At 68.5% G+C, this 17,029-nt stretch carries 15 protein-coding genes; 9 read left to right on the forward strand and 6 right to left on the reverse strand.

Annotated features, from left to right (window positions below):
- Positions 1–22: 22 nt before the first annotated feature.
- Positions 23–790 (forward strand): SDR family oxidoreductase, encoded by a 768-nt coding sequence (locus RBS12_RS01550; protein WP_307964279.1) that lies wholly within the window; start codon positions 23–25, stop codon positions 788–790.
- 103 nt (positions 791–893) lie between these two features.
- Here the strand turns inward: RBS12_RS01550 and serB are convergent, their stop codons facing one another.
- Complete coding sequence (serB, locus tag RBS12_RS01555; RefSeq protein ID WP_307964280.1) at positions 894–1,772, reverse strand: phosphoserine phosphatase SerB; 879 nt, start codon at positions 1,770–1,772, stop codon at positions 894–896.
- 66 nt (positions 1,773–1,838) lie between these two features.
- Here serB and RBS12_RS01560 point away from each other — a divergent pair, with 66 nt between their 5' ends.
- The 5 genes from RBS12_RS01560 to RBS12_RS01580 all read left to right on the forward strand — a co-directional run bounded on the left by RBS12_RS01560 (position 1,839) and on the right by RBS12_RS01580 (position 5,845).
- Positions 1,839–2,642, forward strand: a complete 804-nt coding sequence (locus RBS12_RS01560; RefSeq protein WP_307964281.1) for an ABC transporter ATP-binding protein — start codon at positions 1,839–1,841, stop codon at positions 2,640–2,642.
- 2 nt (positions 2,643–2,644) lie between these two features.
- Complete coding sequence (locus tag RBS12_RS01565; RefSeq protein ID WP_307964282.1) at positions 2,645–3,442, forward strand: sulfite exporter TauE/SafE family protein; 798 nt, start codon at positions 2,645–2,647, stop codon at positions 3,440–3,442.
- Positions 3,443–3,496: 54 nt separating this feature from the next.
- Positions 3,497–4,309 (forward strand): RNA methyltransferase, encoded by an 813-nt coding sequence (locus RBS12_RS01570; RefSeq protein WP_307964283.1) that lies wholly within the window; start codon positions 3,497–3,499, stop codon positions 4,307–4,309.
- Positions 4,310–4,429: 120 nt separating this feature from the next.
- Positions 4,430–4,687, forward strand: coding sequence for a type B 50S ribosomal protein L31 (locus RBS12_RS01575; RefSeq protein WP_307964284.1), 258 nt, complete (start codon positions 4,430–4,432; stop codon positions 4,685–4,687).
- 99 nt (positions 4,688–4,786) lie between these two features.
- Positions 4,787–5,845: a biotin/lipoate A/B protein ligase family protein gene (locus tag RBS12_RS01580; RefSeq protein ID WP_307964285.1), complete on the forward strand. Its 1,059-nt coding sequence runs from the start codon at positions 4,787–4,789 to the stop codon at positions 5,843–5,845.
- Positions 5,846–5,857: 12 nt separating this feature from the next.
- On the opposite strand, the gene pepN is transcribed toward RBS12_RS01580, so the two are convergent.
- A complete protein-coding gene (gene pepN, locus RBS12_RS01585; protein WP_307964286.1) occupies positions 5,858–8,497 on the reverse strand; it encodes an aminopeptidase N in 2,640 nt (879 codons plus the stop codon).
- Between the two features lie 109 nt (positions 8,498–8,606).
- Between pepN and RBS12_RS01590 the strand changes: the two genes are divergently transcribed.
- From RBS12_RS01590 to RBS12_RS01600, 3 genes are all read left to right on the forward strand, one after another.
- Entirely contained in the window at positions 8,607–10,163 is a 1,557-nt protein-coding gene (locus RBS12_RS01590; protein WP_307964287.1) for a circularly permuted type 2 ATP-grasp protein, read from the forward strand.
- 72 nt (positions 10,164–10,235) lie between these two features.
- A complete protein-coding gene (locus RBS12_RS01595; RefSeq protein WP_307964288.1) occupies positions 10,236–11,162 on the forward strand; it encodes an alpha-E domain-containing protein in 927 nt (308 codons plus the stop codon).
- Positions 11,159–12,010: a transglutaminase family protein gene (locus RBS12_RS01600; protein ID WP_307964289.1), complete on the forward strand. Its 852-nt coding sequence runs from the start codon at positions 11,159–11,161 to the stop codon at positions 12,008–12,010. The genes RBS12_RS01595 and RBS12_RS01600 overlap by 4 nt, the downstream gene beginning before the upstream one ends.
- Positions 12,011–12,067: 57 nt before the next feature.
- Here the strand turns inward: RBS12_RS01600 and RBS12_RS01605 are convergent, their stop codons facing one another.
- The 4 genes from RBS12_RS01605 to glgC form a co-directional block, all read right to left on the reverse strand.
- Complete coding sequence (locus tag RBS12_RS01605) at positions 12,068–13,267, reverse strand: MFS transporter (protein WP_307964290.1); 1,200 nt, start codon at positions 13,265–13,267, stop codon at positions 12,068–12,070.
- Positions 13,268–13,370: 103 nt separating this feature from the next.
- Complete coding sequence (locus RBS12_RS01610; RefSeq protein ID WP_307964291.1) at positions 13,371–13,979, reverse strand: TetR/AcrR family transcriptional regulator; 609 nt, start codon at positions 13,977–13,979, stop codon at positions 13,371–13,373.
- Positions 13,980–14,022: 43 nt separating this feature from the next.
- Positions 14,023–15,492: an SDR family NAD(P)-dependent oxidoreductase gene (locus RBS12_RS01615; protein WP_307964292.1), complete on the reverse strand. Its 1,470-nt coding sequence runs from the start codon at positions 15,490–15,492 to the stop codon at positions 14,023–14,025.
- Between the two features lie 23 nt (positions 15,493–15,515).
- Positions 15,516–16,937 carry a glucose-1-phosphate adenylyltransferase gene (gene glgC / locus RBS12_RS01620; RefSeq protein WP_307964293.1) on the reverse strand — a complete coding sequence of 474 codons (1,422 nt, stop codon included), beginning with the start codon at positions 16,935–16,937 and terminating at the stop codon, positions 15,516–15,518.
- Positions 16,938–17,029: the final 92 nt, after the last annotated feature.

Genomic DNA, 17,029 nt, shown 5'->3' on the forward strand with positions numbered 1-17,029 from the left:
CTCCACGACGGAAGGAAGCAACATGACAGAGCAGGGTACGGCGCAGGACGCGCCGCTCGCGGGCAAGACGGCCATCGTCACGGGTTCGTCCCGCGGCATCGGCGCGTCCACGGCGAAGATCCTCGCGGGGGAGGGCGCCGCCGTCGTCATCAACTACCGGCAGAAGGCTCCGCGGGCGAACAAGGTCGTCGCGGACATCGAGGCTGCAGGCGGTCGCGCGGTCGCCGTGGGCGGCGACCTCACGAACGTGGACGACGTCGAGGCCCTCGCCCAGGCGGCGATCGACCATTTCGGCTCGCTCGACGTCCTCGTGCTCAACGCGTCGGGCGGCATGGAGTCGGGCCTCGGCGAGGACTACGCGCTCCGCCTCAATCGCGACGCCCAGGTCAACATGCTCAAGGCCGCGGCCGAGCGCATGAAGCCCGGCGCGCGCGTTGTCTTCGTCACGAGCCACCAGGCGCACTTCATCGACACCGTGCCCACGATGGACGCGTACGAACCCGTCGCACGGTCCAAGCGCGCGGGGGAGGTCGCCCTGCGTGAGCTTGTGCCGTGGCTTGAGGATCGGGGGATCACGTTCGTGGTCGTCTCGGGCGACATGATCGAGGGCACCATCACCGCGACGCTCCTGGACCGTGCTGCTCCCGGAGCCATCGAGGCGCGCCGCGAGGCGGCCGGCAAGCTCTACTCCGTGGACGAGTTCGCGGCCGAGGTCGCGAAGATGGTCACGGCCGACGTCCCGACGGGTCACACGGAATACGTGGGCGGCGCGGGGCACTTCACCGGCTGACCATTCGCCAGTGGAGATCTGGCCACTCGTCGCATTCCGACGAGTGGCCAGATCTTTCTCGACCTGTGGCCAGACCTCGCCATACGAGTGGCCAGGTCCGTGGTCAGACCGCCGCGAAGTGCCGCACGACGTCGAGGTACGGGAGGTCGACGGCGGCGTCCGCAGCCGCGCGGACCGCGGGCTTGGCGTGGAAGGCAACCCCGAGGCCCGCCGCGCCGAGCATGTCGAGGTCGTTCGCGCCGTCGCCCACCGCGACGCACGCCTCGAGCGGCACACCGCGCTCGGCCGCCCACACACGGAGGCTGTGCTCCTTGACCGCGCGGTCCACGACGTCTCCGACGACGCGGCCGGTCAGCCTGCCGTCCACGATCTCGAGCTCATTGGCTCGCCAGTAGTCGAGGCCCAGGCGTTCCGCGAGCGGGGCGAGGATCTGATTGAAGCCGCCCGAGACAACCGCCACGGCGTGTCCCGCTGCGTGATAGGCCTTCACGAGGTCCTCGGCGCCCGGCGTGAGCAAGACGGCGTCCCGTACGCGGTCGATGACGTCGACGGGAAGGCCCGCGAGCGTTTCAACGCGCGCGTGGAGGCTCTGGGCGAAGTCGAGTTCGCCGCGCATCGCGGCCTCTGTCACGGCGGCGACTTCGGCGCGCTTCCCCGCGTGCTCGGCGAGAAGCTCGATGACCTCCTGCTGGATGAGCGTCGAGTCGACGTCCATGATGAGGAACTTCCGCGCCGAATCCCGCACCGTCGAGGGAACGAGCGCGGCTTCCGCTTCGGCAAGGCCCTCGAGGGCGTGACGCGCCTCGGTCAGCCGGGCGACGTCGAGCTCGACATCCGCAACGAGGACTTCGTAACGCTCGTCCCCGGCGCGTTCGAAGCGGCCGACGGCGGCCCCCAGCGGGGCGAGCAGCGCGGCGGCGGCGTCGCCCGACTCGGGCGACAGTGCGCGCGCAGAGAGGACGAGGGCGAAGCGGGATGGCATAGGCGCGATTCTACCGAGCGCGCGCGTGGTTCGCCGACGGCGGAAGTCTGGAATAGGGTCTTCTCCATGAGCAATGTTCTCCAGTTGTCTGGGGTCAGCGTCGTGCGTGGAGCCAAGACGCTGCTGGACGGTATCGACTGGCAGGTCCGGGAAGGGGAGCGGTGGGTTGTCTTGGGCCCCAACGGCGCGGGCAAGACGACCCTCCTGCAGCTTGCGGCGGCCAGGATGCACCCCACCCGCGGCACCGTTGGCATCCTCGACGAGACCCTCGGCAAGGTTGACGTCTTTGACCTCCGGCCGCGCATCGGCCTTGCATCGGCCGCCCTCGCCAACCAGATCCCCGAGCACGAGAAGGTGCTCGACGTCGTCGTGACCGCTGCCTACGGCGTGACCGGGCGCTGGCGCGAGCTGTACGAGAAGGACGACGAGCGTCGCGCCTTCCGCCTGCTCAACGAATGGGGCATGGGTCCGCTCCTGGGCCGGGTCTTCGCCACGCTCAGCGAGGGCGAGCGCAAGCGCGTCCAGATCGCGCGAGCCCTCATGACCGACCCCGAGCTCCTGCTCCTCGACGAGCCGGGCGCGGGCCTTGATCTCGGCGGCCGCGAGGAACTCGTCTACAAGCTCAGCGAGCTCGCGCAGGACGACTTCGCGCCGGCCCTCATCCTCGTCACGCACCACCTCGAAGAAGTCCCGCCGGGCTTCACCCACGCATTGCTGCTGCGCGACGGCAAGGTCGTAGCGCAGGGCGAGATCGACGACGTCCTGACGGAGGAGAACCTCGGCGCGACCTTCGGGATGCCCCTCGAGGTCACGGCAAACGGAGGCCGCTACACCGCCGTACGCCGCGCTCCCGCGCCCGCCGCCGTCTGACCGTGGAGTTCTGGCGCGACCTCCTGGTCTTCATCGGCGGCCTCTGGGCCGGCACGATCAACACGATTGTCGGCTCTGGCTCCCTCGTGACGTTCCCGATCCTCGTCGCGCTCGGGTTCCCGCCCGTCAACTCGATCATCTCGAACGCCATGGGACTCGTGGCCGGCGGCTTCTCGGGAGCGTGGGGCTACCGCCGGGAGGCCGCGAGCGCGAGGCGGACGCTCGTGCGGCTCCTGCCCGTCTCGTTCTTCGGGGGCCTTCTTGGGGCGTTCCTCCTCCTGATCCTGCCCGAGAAGGTCTTCGGCTACGTCGCCCCGGTGCTCATTGTCGCGGCGATCCTGCTCGTCATCTTCCAGCCGCGGCTCTCAACGTGGGCCAAACGGCGCCAGGCCCTGACCCATGTGACTCCCGAGGAAGCGGACCACCAGAAGCTCCCCGCCATCCTCTACGTCCTCACGTTCCTCATCGGCGTCTACGGAGGCTACTTCACCGCCGCCCAGGGGGTACTGCTCATGGCGGTCCTGGGGATCTTCTTCCACGGGACGCTCCAGCAGTCGAACGCGGTCAAGGTCATCCTGAGCCTCGTCGTGAACCTTATCGCCGCGATCGCGTACCTGCTCTTCGCGTTCGACCGCATCAACTGGCTCGCCGTCCTCCTCATCGCCGTCGGCTCCCTGCTCGGCGGTTTCCTCGGTGCCGGCATCGGACGGCGGCTCTCGCCGACGGTCCTGAGGATCGTCATCGTCCTCCTCGGCGTCGTCGCGCTCGGGAACATGATCGCGAAGCTCGTGGCGCCGTGAACCGCGACCCGGAATGCACGGTGGGCACGATATGAACCGCGCCGTGAGCGCCGCATGAGCATCGTCCACATCGACAGCGCAGACGATCCGCGCGTCGCCGACTATACCCACCTCACCGATGTCCACCTCCGCAAGCTGCGAGAGCCGTCCGAGGGCCTGTACATCGCCGAGTCATCGCGCGTTCTGAGGCGCGCCCTCGCCGCCGGGCACCGCCCCCGGTCCTTCTTCCTCGCGGAGAAGTGGCTTGAGGGCCTCGCGGACGTGCTCGCCGCGCATCCGGAGGTGCCCGCGTTCGTCGGTTCGCCTGGGCTGCTCGAGGAGATCACCGGCTTCCACCTTCATCGCGGCGCCATGGCCGCGATGCACCGACCGGCGCCCGTCCCGGTCGAAGAGCTCCTCGCGGGGGCGCGGCGCGTCGCGATCCTCGAAGACATTGTCGACCATACGAACGTCGGCGCGATCTTCCGCTCAGCCGCCGCCCTCGGCATCGATGCCGTGCTCGTCACGCCGCGCTGCGGCGACCCTCTCTACCGGCGCAGCATCCGCGTGAGCATGGGCACGGTCTTCCAGGTTCCGTGGGCGCGTCTCCCCGAGGGCGGGTGGCCCGAAGGCATCGACGAGCTGCGCGACCTCGGCTTCGTGGTCGCGGCGATGGAGCTCACGGACGATGCCGTGGATCTCGACGAACTCGGCGCGCGCGGCCTCGATAGGCTTGCCCTCGTGCTCGGCACGGAAGGCGCGGGCATCCTGCCCGAGACGCTCGACGCCGTCGACCTCGCCGTGAAGATCCCGATGCGCGGGGGCGTGGACTCGCTCAACGTCGCCGCGGCGAGCGCCGTCGCGTTCTGGGAACTGCGCCCGAGGTGACCGTCGACTGCCAGCGGCGGACCTCGCCGTCGTGCTAAAATCGATGGCTGGCCCTCCAATCGGGAGGGCGTTCACACCTTGTCTCTGGCAAAATCCAGGGACATAAGCAAAGGGCCTATTGTGAAGTCTGATATCCACCCGAAGTACGAGCCCGTCGTTTTCAACGACCTCGCTTCCGGCGTCAAGTTCCTCACCCGTTCGACCGTCACCTCGGACAAGACGATCGAGTGGGAGGACGGCAACACCTACCCCGTCATCGACGTCGAAGTCTCGTCGGAGTCGCACCCGTTCTACACGGGCAAGCAGCGCATCATGGACTCGGCCGGTCGCGTCGAGCGCTTCAACGCGCGCTTCAAGAACTTCGGCAAGAAGGCCTGATCTGGCCTCTCGCCGCGCGAGAAGGCGCCGCCCCCTCGGGGCGGCGCCTTCTTCTTTGGCAGACGGCGGCGGTCCCAGCCGCGGGACTAGGCTGGGGCTGTGGCTGAACATCACGGCGAATACAAGGTGCCCGGCGGCAAGCTTGTGGTCGCGGACCTCGCGACCGACGACGGCGCCATCACCTGGGCGAGCATCAACGGCGACTTCTTCCTCGAGCCCGATGAGGCGCTCATCGACATCAATGCCGCGCTCGTCGGCCTTTCGGCCGATTCGCCCAATTCGACCATCAGCGCCGCGGTCGCGGAGGCCGCCGGTCCCGGCACGGTCATGTTCGGGTTCGATCCGGATTCCGTGGCGGTCGCGGTGCGTCGCGCTCTGGGCCACGCGACGACGTGGGCAGACCACGACTGGGAGGTCATTCCGCCCACGCCCCTGCACATCACCGAACAGGTCGCGCTCGACGAAGTGCTCACTCGCGAGGTCGGCGAGGGCACCCGGAGGCCGACCCTCCGCCTGTGGGATTGGGACGAGCCCTCGGTGGTCATCGGGACGTTCCAGTCTTATCGGAACGAGGTCGATCCCGAGGCCGTCGCACGGCACGGGATCACGGTCGTCCGGCGCGTGAGCGGTGGCGGCGCCATGTTCATGGAGGCCGGAAACTGCATTACGTATTCGCTGTATCTCCCGACGTCCCTTGTGGACGGCCTCTCGTTTGCGGACTCGTACCCGTTCCTCGACGCATGGGTCATGGAGGCCCTCGCCGTCGTCGGGGTGAAGGCGTTCTACAAGCCCCTCAACGACATCGCGACCGAGGCCGGCAAGATCGGGGGCGCGGCGCAGAAGCGATTCGGCAATGGGGCCATGCTCCACCACGTGACCATGAGCTACGACATCGATGCGGCGAAGATGACCGAGGTGCTCAGAATCGGCCGCGAAAAGATCTCGGACAAGGGGATCGCGAGCGCGCAGAAGCGAGTGGACCCCCTCAAGCGGCAGACAGGGCTCGCCCGGGGAGCCATCATCGAGGAGATGATCGCGACGTTCGAACGCCGCTATGGAGCCCGGCGGGTTGAATTGCCGCAGTCCTCGCTCGAGGCCGCGCGGGCGCTTGCGGCCACGAAGTTCGCGACGACCGCGTGGCTTCACCGCGTGCCGTAGGCACCTGCCCCTCTAGCCGCGGCGGGATCGCTCCTGTGCCACGAGGGACCTGTGCAGGTGGTCACGCTGCTCGACGACGAGTCGTCGCAGCGCCGCGGGAGCGTTCTCGTGGCCTACGAGCCACCCGTCGGCGAGGCGAATCACCTCGTCATCCTCGGGAGCCTGTTCTTCCCCGAGGCTCCGGTCTCCAGGAAAGAGTCCCGTCACGATCCGGCTCGCGATCTCGTTCGAGCGTTCAGACCACACGCGCTCGAGGCTATCGAAGTACACGTCGACGTAGGGGGTCCGAAGGCTCGTGGGGCCGAGCATGAAGCCTTCCGCCGTCGCTCCGAGCAGCTCGTTGGAGAGCGAGTCCTGGTCGACGACGGCCCTCCAGGCGGCGCGTTTCGTCCTCGCATCGGGCCGCGCGGCGGCCGCGAGGGCCCGGCCGACGCGTCCGCGGGCCGTCTCGTCCCTCGCGAGCTCGTCGTCGAGTTCGACGTCACTCGCCTGCCCCTGGGCCGCGAGGGCCTGCAGGAGGGACCACCGCAGCTCGGCGTCGGCCGAGACGCCCACAGCGCCGTCGTCCAGGAGGGCGCGCACTCTGCCAAGCTGACCGCCGCCGTACCTGCTGCCTTTCGCGAGGGCGCGTGCCCACGCGAGCTCGTGGTCGGATCCAGGCTCCGCGGCGTCGAGGTGTGCGGCGACCGATCCGAGATATTCGTTCCTGAGGGCGTCCCGCTCCTCGACGTGGGTGTAGCGCTCGATGGCCATGCGGGCGTTGTCGAGGACCGTCAGCAGGACTCCAATGGTCGTCTCGGCGGGCCCGAAGGCAGCGACGGCCCGCACATAGTCCCGGGCCGGAACTTCGCCGTCGCGGGCTGCGTGCCACAGCGCGGTCCAGCACAGAGCCCGTGCGAGCGGATCGGCGATGTCACCGAGGGAAGCCCGGACGGTCTGCTCGGACGCGGGATCGAGGCGCGCCTTGGCATAGGTGAGGTCCTCGTCGTTGACCAGGAGGAGGTCCGGCGTCGGCAGGCCCGTCAGCTGCGGCAGCTCGGTGAGCTCGCCGGCGGATCCGCCTTCGATTTCCACGTCGATGCTCTGAGTCCGCACGATGCTCCCGGCCTGCCCGCGCGAGTAGAGGCCGACGCGCAGTCGATGGGGGCGGGGCACGGAGGCGCCGGTCACAGCGTCGATCGCGGTCTGCCGCAGGGCCACGCGGGCGAGCCGACCGCCGTCGTACTCGACCTCGGGTTCGAGCAGCGGCAGGCCGGCGGTCTGAAGCCACGCCGCGGCCCATCCGTCCATCGCGCGCCCCGACGCCGCGCTGAGCGCATCGAGCAGGTCGGCCAGCGTCGTGTTGCCGAACGCGTGCCGCGCGAAGTACTCGCGGGCCGCCTCGAAGAAGGCCTCTTCGCCGACGAACGCGACGAGCTGTCTGAGCACCGACGCGCCCTTGGCGTACGTGATCCCGTCGAAGTTCTGCTCGGCCGCCTCAAGATCGGGGACGTCCGCCACGATCGGGTGCGTGGTGGGGAGCTGGTCCTGGACGTACGCCCAGCCCTTGCGGCGATTCGCGAAATTCACCCAGGACGTCTGCCAGTCGGTTGCACGTTCCACGGCGAGCGTCCCCATGAATTCCGCGAACGACTCCTTGAGCCACAGGTCGTCCCACCAGCGCATCGTGACGAGATCGCCGAACCACATGTGGGCCATCTCATGCATGAGCGTGTTCGCGCGGGCCTCGTACTGCGAGTCCGCCGCGCGGGACGCGAAGACGTATTGCTCTGTGAACGTGACGAGGCCCGGGTTCTCCATGGCGCCGAGGTTGTACTCCGGGACGAACGCCTGCTCGTACTTTCCCCATGGATACGCCGGCGCGAAGACCGAATGATAGAAGTCGAGGCCACGCTTCGTGAGCCCGAAGATGCGGTCCGCATCGAAGAACTCGGCGAGGGACGCGCGGCAGTAGGCAGCCAAGGGGACGCTGAGCGCGGTGCCGTCGAGGTCGCTGCCGGTCCATTCATCTTCGACCCGGTGATACGGGCCCGCGAGGACCGCGGCGAGATAGCTCGGCATGGGCGGCGTCGGGGCGAAGTCCCAGCGGACGACGGCGGGGCCCTCCTCGGTGCCTGGCAGCGTGGACTGCGCTGCAAGGGCTCCGTTGGCGCTCACGACCCAGTCGTCGGGCGCGAGGATCGTGAACGAGAACCGCGCTTTGAGGTCGGGCTGGTCGAAATGCGCGAAATAGCGCCTCGCGTCGGCCGGCTCGCATTGCGTGTAGAGGTACGTTTGGTCGTCCGCGGGGTCCACGAAACGGTGCAGCCCCTCGCCCGTGCGGCTGAACAGTGCGCGTCCCGTGATCTCGAGGACGTTGTGTTCGGCGAGGCCGCGGACCTGGAGGCGGGCGCCGTCGTACAGTCCCGCCACCTCCACCGGCTCGCCGTTCAGGACGACGCTTGTGACGTCGTCGCCGACAAAATCGAGAAACGTCTCCGCGCCCGGACGCGCACGGAATTCGAGGACGCTCTCAGTGGGGAACGCTCGCTGCCCCGCGTCCGGCGCGCCGCTCAAGTCAAGCGTGACGTGGCACGATTCGACGTCGATGAGCCCCGCACGGTGTGCTGCTTCGCCGCGGCTCAGATTCTCGCTCGACTTGTCGTGTGGCACGCGGCCATTCAACCACGGGACGCCGACAGCGCTGGGCGAGGGCGCGTAGGAAACACGTCAGAAACAGGGTCGACATGCGCGAGTCGCCGATTGGTGTAAAGCTTTGTCCATGTCGGATCTCTTCGAGGACTACGCCGTCGCCGCGGCCCGCACTGGGGCCTACGACGAGATGTTCGCGCCGGACCAAATCGCGCGACCCATGTACCGCCAGCTGGCGGGGGCACTAGCCAGCCTCGACCTTGCCGACGTGAGCTCGCGCGCCGATTCGATGGCGCGCACCTTCCTCGACCGCGGCGTCACGTTCGACTACGCGGGCGAGGAACGCCCGTTTCCCCTCGACATCGTCCCGCGCGTCATTTCCGCGGACGAATGGAATGTCCTCGAGCGCGGCGTCGCGCAGCGCGTCAGGGCGCTCGAGGCGTTCCTCAACGACGTGTACAGCAAGATGTCCGTCGCCGCCGACGGCGTCGTGCCGCGCAGGATCATCACGTCGAGCAAGCATTTCCATCGCCAGGTCCACGGCTTTGAGCCGGCGGGAGGCGTGCGCGTGCACATCTCGGGCATTGACGTCGTCCGCGACGGCGCCGGCACGTTCCGGGTCCTCGAAGACAATGTGCGTGTTCCGTCGGGCGTGAGCTATGTGCTCGAGAACCGCAGGGCCATGGCCAAGGGCCTGCCGGAGGCGTTCAGCGAACAGCCCATCAGGCCCGTCGAGGAGTATCCGCGGAGGCTCCTCTCGGCTCTTCGGAAGACCGCGCCTGCGGGTGTCGACGATCCGACCGTCGTCGTGCTCACGCCCGGCGTCTTCAATTCGGCCTACTTCGAGCACACCCTGCTCGCGGGCCTCATGGGCGTCGAGCTCGTGGAGGGCCGCGACCTCATCTGCCGCGGCAACCGCGTCTACATGCGGACGACGGCGGGCGAGCAGCGCGTGGACGTCATCTACAAGCGGCTCGACGATGACTTCCTCGACCCCCTCCAGTTCCGTTCGGATTCGATGCTCGGGTGCCCGGGGCTCGTCAACGCGGCACGCGCGGGCGGCGTCACGATCGCGAACGCGCTGGGGAACGGCGTCGCCGACGACAAGCTGGTCTATTCGTATGTCCCGGACCTCATCCGGTACTACCTGGGCGAAGAGCCGATCATCTCCAACGTCGACACGTTCCGCCTTGAAGAGGACGCCGCGCGCGAAGAAGTGCTCGATCGACTCGACGAACTCGTGGTGAAGCCGGTCGACGGCTCAGGCGGCAAGGGACTCGTGATCGGTCCCGACGCGACGCGGGACGAGCTCGACACCCTCCGGCGGCAGCTCGTTGCCGATCCGCGCGGGTGGATCGCCCAACCCGTGCTGCAGCTGAGCACCGTTCCCACGCTGAGCGGGAACAGGTTCGGCCCGCGCCACGTCGATCTGCGTCCGTTCGCCCTCAACGACGGCGACGATGTGTGGGTCCTGCCCGGCGGTCTCACCCGGGTGGCGCTCAAGGAGGGCAGCCTGATCGTGAACTCGAGCCAGGGCGGCGGGTCGAAGGACACCTGGGTGCTCGCGGAGTCCCGCAATGTGCCCGTCGAGGCCGAGCCTCGCCATTCGATCAGCATCCGCGAGAGGACGAGCGTCTGGCCCGTCGAGAGCAGCTGGCGCGACCGCGAGGCGGAACAGCAGCAGTGAGTACTCCGCGCTGGCGGGTTTCCGCTCCCGCCCATCCCGCCCCCACGACCCCGAATGCCCGAGGAGGGTTCCATGCTCAGCCGCATCGCTGAATCCCTGTTCTGGATCGGGCGCTATGTCGAACGGGCGGACGGCACGGCCCGCATCCTCGACGTCCATTTGGAGCGCCTGAACCATCTGCCGCCGGAGGACCAGCACAGCGTCGCCCAAGAGCTGCTCGCCGTCATGGGGTCGCGGCCCGAGCGCGAGGACTTCGGCCTGCCCGAGCTCCTCCATGCGCTCGCCTACGACCGCACGCATGCGACGTCGATCGCTGGCTCCCTCGGGGCCGCGCGCGAAAACGCACGCCGTGCCCGCGAGACCGTGTCGTCGAGCCTGTGGGAATGCCTCAACACGACGTACTACGGGCTCAGCCAGCACCGCAAGGACGTCGTGGGGACCTATCGCTTCTGCCATTGGGTCCTCGAGCGGACGGCGATGGTGGGTGGGCTCACGGACACCACGATGAGCCACGACGACAGCTGGCTGTTTCTCGTCCTCGGCCGCTCGCTCGAGCGGGCCGATATGACGGCACGCATGCTCTCGACGCGCGAGGTCCACACCGCCGGCATGTCCTGGGTCAACATGCTGCGCTGCGCGGGCGCGTACGAAGCGTTCCTGCGTACGCGGCGCGCCGCCTTCGACGACCGGCATGCCGCCGAGTTCCTGCTCATGGACCGGCTCTTCCCTCGGTCGATCGTGTATGCGCTGCGTGATGCGGATGACGCCCTCGAGAAGCTTGATCCGTCTGATCAGCGCGTCGGCTTCATCAACGACGCGCGGCGGGTCGTGGGCCAGGCCCGAACCTTCCTCGAGTTTCACCGGACAGACGATCTCATGATCGAGCTGCCCGAGCATATGGAACGCGTCCAGCGCGCCGTCGCGCAGGCTTCGGACGCGATTTCGCGCAAGTACTTCAATCGGGCCGATGAGCAGGCCTGGGTGGGAGAGGTGTCATGACCCGGCTGCGGATCGTCCATCGGACGGCCTACCGCTACAACAAGCGTGTCACGCTGAGCTACAACGAGGCACGCATGACGCCGCTCACGGAACCGCAGCAGGTCGTGCTCGAGTCGCAGGTCCGCGTGCTTCCGTCGCAGGCCGCGGTGAGCTCGTACAAGGACTACTGGGGCTCGCGCGTCACGGCGTTCGACATGCAGCTGCCGCATGAATACCTCGAGGTCACGTCGACCACGACGGTCGAAGTGCACCGGGTCGAGCGTGCGCCGTCCGACGGCGACGTCGTGCCGTGGGAGAGGCTGCGGAGCCCCGAGGTCGAGAACCAGTTCAGCGATTGGCTCCCGCAATCGCGCCTCTCCGGGCCGGGCAGCGAGGTGCTCGGCCTCCTGCCGGGCATCGCGGGCGGCCTTGGCCCCCACGATGCGGCCCACGCCGTCTTCGACTGGCTGCGGGGCGAGATGAGCTACATGCCAGGCACAACGGCGGTCACGACCGACGCCGAGCAGGCCTGGAACCAGCGGCAGGGCGTGTGCCAGGACCTCGCGCACCTCGCGATCGGCTCGCTCCGGAGCCTGGGCATCCCCGCGCGGTACATTTCCGGGTACCTGCATCCCCGGTCGACGGCGGATATCGGCGAGATCGTCGCAGGCCAGTCGCACGCGTGGCTCGAGTGGTGGGACGGCCAGTGGCGAAGCTGGGACCCGACCAACCACAAGCCGGCAGGAGACTTCCACGTGACGGTGGCTCGCGGTCGCGACTATCGCGACGTTCCTCCGCTCAAGGGCATCCTCTCGGGCGGCGGCGGCTCGCACCTGGACGTCTCGGTCGAGATCACGCGCCTCGCCTGAGTCCGCCGGGCCGTCCACGTCCGACGGCCTGGCACCCGGCAGAGGTGGTGCAGCCTGCTATCGGCGCGCGCCGAGGGAGCCCGCGGAGACGAGGGCGGCAGCCATGAGCGCGACGATGAGCCAGAACGCGCCGAGGAGCCCGGTGGATTCGGCGAGCAGGCCGATTGCTGGCGGCCCCGCGAGGTTGGCGAGATAGCCGATCGACGCGACGACGCTCACGCGCGCCGCGGGGTTGGAACCGCTCTCGGCCGCGGCCGACATCCCCAACGGGAAGCCCATCGACACGCCGATCGCCCAGAGTACGACGCCCGGGAGAGTGAGCCACGCCGAACCGCCGAGGATGAACAGGGCGAGCCCTGCGATGCCCAGGGCGGTCGTGACCCGGATCGTCCGCACCCGACCCAGGCGGTCGACGACGGGCCCTCCGAAGATGCGGGCGAGGGCCTCGCCCGTGGCGAAGACCGTGAAGAACAGGGCGGCGACGGCGGCGGTCTCGCCGTGGTCGTTCTGCGCCGAGAGGGTGAGCCAATTGTTCGCGGAGCCCTCGCCGAGCTCGACGCCCAGCATGACGACGCCAATGAGCAGGAGCCGCCAATCGGTCCAGCCTCGCAGCCATTGCCGGATGTGGTCTGCGCGGCTCATAGCCGGCCCGTGATCCTCTTCCCTGGTCCCGGACGGGATCGAGCCGGATCCCGCCAAGGCGACGGCGGCGATCGCCACGGCCTCGCAGACGAACTGCATCGACGGCGTGATCCCAGCCGCAGCGCACACGGCCCCGATGCCCGAGCCGATGGCGGCGCCGACCGACCACGCCGCGTGCATGAGCGGCATGAGCGTGCGGCCGGCCGTGCGCTCGACGGCGGCGCCCTCGACGTTGATGAGCACATCGAGCGTGCCGATGCCGAAGCCGGTGACGGCGAATGCCACGGCGACGAGGGGCAGGAGTCCGGCGGCGAGCATGCCGCCCATGAGCGCGATCCCCGCCGCGACGATGAGGAGTGCGCCCGTCACGCTGCGCCGGCTTCCCAGCCAATGGAGAATCGGAGTCGCGGCGAGGAGGCCCCCGATGGAGCCGACCGTGACGCATGCGAGGAGCAGCCCGATTGTCCCGGTATTGACGCCAAGTTCCTCGGTGACTGCGGGCAGGCGGGGGCCCCACGCCGAGACCGAGATGCCGCCCAGTCCGAAGGCTGCGACGATCGCATTTCGCCAGCGCGCGAGCGAGGCGCGCTCGAGGGTGGCCGAGGTCTGGGTCATGAGCGGGAACTCCTGGCTGGAACGTAAACTTTCCAGTGGAAAGTTTCTGCACCGATCGTAGCCGGAGCCCCCAGGGAAGGCGCAAGGCCTCGTGTCCGTGTCCCTAGGGGTGCGGGGGGAGAAGCTGCTCGAGAAGCGAGAGGACCCGGCCCACGTCGACGGCCTCCGGGTCAAGCAGCCACTGGATCTGGAGACCGTCGGACGCGGCGATGATGAGGGCCGCGACATCCTCAGGCGGAAGGCCGGCGGCAATCGTGCCGGCCTCCTGCCCATCCTTGATCTGGCCGGCAATCGCGCCGCGCAGTGACCGGAAGCGCTCGCGCACGAAGCCCTGTGTCTGGGGGTGCTGCTCTTGGATGGCGTCGGTCGTGAGCGTGGTGTAGAGCTGGACGAGGCCCGGAATCGAGCGATTCCGCTCCGCCGTCGCGGCCATGGCCCGCACGGGATCACTTTCGACGTCTCGAATGCCCTCCGACGTGCTCGCCTCGTGGGCGCGATAGACCTCGACGAGGAGTTCGTCGCGCGAGGCGAAGTAGTGCCGAAGGGCCGTGTGGGAAACCCCGATCGCTTCGCCGATCGAGCGCAGCGATGCCGCGTCGACCCCGCGCTCCGCGAAGAGCTCGATCGCGCTGTCGAGGATCTGGCGGCGCCTCGCCTCGCCCTTCGTCCGCGAGCGGCGTCCCGCGGCCTCGTAGTCCGGAGCTGTCGTCACCGGACCATCCTAGGAGCGCTGGGCTCGCCGGTGCGCACCGTCCTCACCAGGGCGAGGGCTTGTAGTCCTTGAGGAACACGCCGTAGAGGTCCGTCCCGCCCTCTCCCATGACGATCGGGTCGTACACCCGCGCAGCGCCGTCGACGAGATCGAGGGGAGCGTGGAACCCCTCGTCCGCGAGCCTGACCTTCGTGTAGTGGGGGCGCTCGTCGGTGATCCAGCCCGTGTCGACGGCCGTCATGAGGATGCGGTCGCTCGTGAACATCTCGCCGGCACTCGTGCGCGTGAGCATGTTGAGGGAGGCCTTCGCCATGTTGGTGTGGGGATGCCCAGGACCCTTGTATTTGCGCCCGAACTGACCCTCCATGGCGGAGACGTTCACGACGTACTTGCGCAGCGCCGTCGAACGCCGCATCGCCTCGCGCAGGCGGCTGATCAGCAGGAAGGGCGCGGTGACGTTGCAGAGCTGCACTTCGAGCAGCTCGAGGGGGTCGACCTGGTCCACGACCTGCGTCCACGAATTGATGGTCGCGAGGTCGGGAACGAGGCCGCCCGCGTCGATCGCCGTGCCGGCCTCGATCCGGTCGAGTGAGGCGGACCCGGTCGAGAGGGCCAGGGCCGTGACCGCATCAGGCGCGAGGACGGGGTGTCCTGCGACGCTCCCCGCGATCGAGAGCGGGTGGCGGTCATGCGCGTGCCCGAAGGTAAGGAGCTCGGGCCCGCCGTTGGACGCGAGGAGCTCGGCCGGGAGCGGCTCGTCTTCGGCGTCGACGAGCGGGCGGTACGCAGTGGGGGAGCGGCGCACGGTCTGGGCCGCGTTGTTGATGATGATGTCGAGAGGACCCTCGGCGTCCACCGAGTCGGCGAGAGAGATGACCTGAGACGGGTCGCGCAGGTCGATGCCGACAATCCGCAGGCGGTGCAACCATTCCCCGCTGTCCTCCATCGCGGCGAATCGCCGTGCCGCGTCCTTGGGGAAGCGCGTCGTGATCGTCGTGTGGGCGCCGTCGCGGAGGAGGCGGAGCGCGATGTACATCCCGATCTTGGCGCGCCCTCCCGTGAGGAGGGCGCGCCGACCGGTCAGATCCGTGCGCGCGTCGCGCTTCGCGTGGCTGAATGCCGCGCATTCGGGGCACAGCTGGTGATAGAAGGCATCCACCTGCGTGTACGGCTGCTTGCAGATGTAGCACGCCCGTGCCTTGATGAGGTGCCCGGCAACCTCTCCGGTGGCCGAGGGCTTGAGCTTGTTGCCCTTGGTCTCATCGTCGATGCGATCGGGGGCCGCCGTCGCCGTCTGGGCGATGACGGTGCGGTCGGCCTCGGCGATCGCATCCCGCTTCTGGGTCCGTGTGAAGCGCCGGTGCGCCTTGAACATCTTGCCCGTGGCGCGCCGCACGGCGATGAAGTCCGGGTGCTCCTCGTCGTACTCGTGGATCTTCCCGAGCACTTTGAGGCAGGCTTGGATTTCCTCCGGGCTCAATGCCTCGGTGGACGCGGGATCGGTGGAGCTCATGACCTCCTAGTCTACCGAGGGGTCTAGCGAGGCTGCACCTCTGCTGCTTCGCGCACGGACGACGACGGCGTGCCCGCCTCGGCGCCGTCGTCGGCTGCCGCGGTGGCTGCGTGGGCACCGTGCGACGTAGCGGCGGCGTGGTCCTCGTAGTCGGCCGGATGCTTGGAGGCCCAGGCCGCGGCAAGCTTGCGCTCGTCGTCGTCCGGCTCGGGCACGTGCTGGTCCTTGGCGAGCACGGTGATCCCGGAATCGGTGACCTGGAAGCCCCGGGCCTTGTCGAGCTTCGCGTCGAGGCCCACCGTAGCGCCGGCGGGAACAACGACGTTCTTGTCGAGGATCGCCCGGTTGATCACCGCGCCTTCGCCGATGCGGCAGCCGTCCATGAGCACCGAGTCGAGGATCCGCGCGCCAGCATTGACGCGCACATCGTGCGCGAGCACGGATCCTTCAACCGAGCCGCCCGTGACCACCACGCCGCTCGACACGATCGAATCGAGCGCCGATCCGACGCTGCCCCCGACGCCTCGCACGAACTTCGCGGGCGGGGATACGCTCTGCCGGGTGTAGATGGGCCACTTCGAGTTGTAGAGGTTGAACACCGGCAGCGGCGAGATGAGGTCCATATGGGCGTCGTAGAACGAGTCGATCGTGCCTACGTCGCGCCAGTACGTGCGGTCGCGTTCGGTGGAACCGGGAATCTCGTTCTGGGTGAAGTCGTAGACGCCCGCTTCCCCGCGATCGACGAAGTAGGGCACGATGTCGCCGCCCATGTCGTGCTTGGTGTCGAGCCGCTCGGCGTCGCGCTTGAGCGCCTCGACGAGCGCCTCGGAGTCGAAGACGTAGTTGCCCATCGATGCGAGGAACTGGTCGGGCGCGTCGGGGAGGCCGGGAGTGGTCGGGGGCTTCTCGACGAACGCCGCGATCTTCCCCGGATCCGTCGCGTCGGTCTGGATGACGCCGAACTGGTTCGCCATGCTGAGCGGCTGGCGCACGGCGGCGACGGTGGCCTTGGCGCCTGACGCGATGTGGGCCTGGACCATCTGGTCGAAGTCCATGCGGTACACGTGGTCCGCGCCGACGACGACGACGATGTCCGGCTGGTCGTCCTTGATGAGGTTGAGGGACTGGTAGATGGCATTAGCACTGCCGAGGAACCAGCTCTTGCCAACGCGCTGCTGCGCGGGAACCGACGCGACGTAGTTCTGCAGGAGCGTCGAAAGTCGCCACGTCTCGGAAATGTGGCGGTCAAGGCTGTGGGATTTGTACTGCGTGAGGACGACGATGTGCCGGTACCCGGAATTCACGAGGTTCGACAGGGCGAAGTCGATGAGTCGATACGAGCCCGCGAACGGCACGGCCGGTTTAGCCCGGTCCGCGGTGAGCGGCATGAGCCGCTTCCCCTCTCCACCGGCCAAGACGATAGCTAACACTCGTTTGGGCGCCATTGCGCAACCCCCGTCTTCCGTCGTTCCGGACAGTCTGACCCCCTCCGTCATCGGAGGATCGCCACGGGGTTCACACTAGATCACCAACCCGT

The organism is Sinomonas sp. ASV322, from assembly GCF_030908245.1.
Classification (GTDB): Bacteria; Actinomycetota; Actinomycetes; order Actinomycetales; family Micrococcaceae; genus Sinomonas.

Excerpts from the sequence above, each read along its gene's own strand:
- serB (WP_307964280.1), bottom strand. The coding sequence starts at position 1,772 with ATGCCATCCCGCTTCGCCCTCGTCCTCTCTGCGCGCGCACTGTCGCCC.
- glgC (WP_307964293.1), bottom strand. The coding sequence starts at position 16,937 with ATGGCGCCCAAACGAGTGTTAGCTATCGTCTTGGCCGGTGGAGAGGGG.
- RBS12_RS01560 (WP_307964281.1), top strand. The coding sequence starts at position 1,839 with ATGAGCAATGTTCTCCAGTTGTCTGGGGTCAGCGTCGTGCGTGGAGCC.
- RBS12_RS01595 (WP_307964288.1), top strand. The coding sequence starts at position 10,236 with ATGCTCAGCCGCATCGCTGAATCCCTGTTCTGGATCGGGCGCTATGTC.
- RBS12_RS01590 (WP_307964287.1), top strand. The coding sequence starts at position 8,607 with ATGTCGGATCTCTTCGAGGACTACGCCGTCGCCGCGGCCCGCACTGGG.
- RBS12_RS01570 (WP_307964283.1), top strand. The coding sequence starts at position 3,497 with ATGAGCATCGTCCACATCGACAGCGCAGACGATCCGCGCGTCGCCGAC.
- RBS12_RS01550 (WP_307964279.1), top strand. The coding sequence starts at position 23 with ATGACAGAGCAGGGTACGGCGCAGGACGCGCCGCTCGCGGGCAAGACG.
- RBS12_RS01600 (WP_307964289.1), top strand. The coding sequence starts at position 11,159 with ATGACCCGGCTGCGGATCGTCCATCGGACGGCCTACCGCTACAACAAG.
- RBS12_RS01605 (WP_307964290.1), bottom strand. The coding sequence starts at position 13,267 with ATGACCCAGACCTCGGCCACCCTCGAGCGCGCCTCGCTCGCGCGCTGG.
- RBS12_RS01615 (WP_307964292.1), bottom strand. The coding sequence starts at position 15,492 with ATGAGCTCCACCGATCCCGCGTCCACCGAGGCATTGAGCCCGGAGGAA.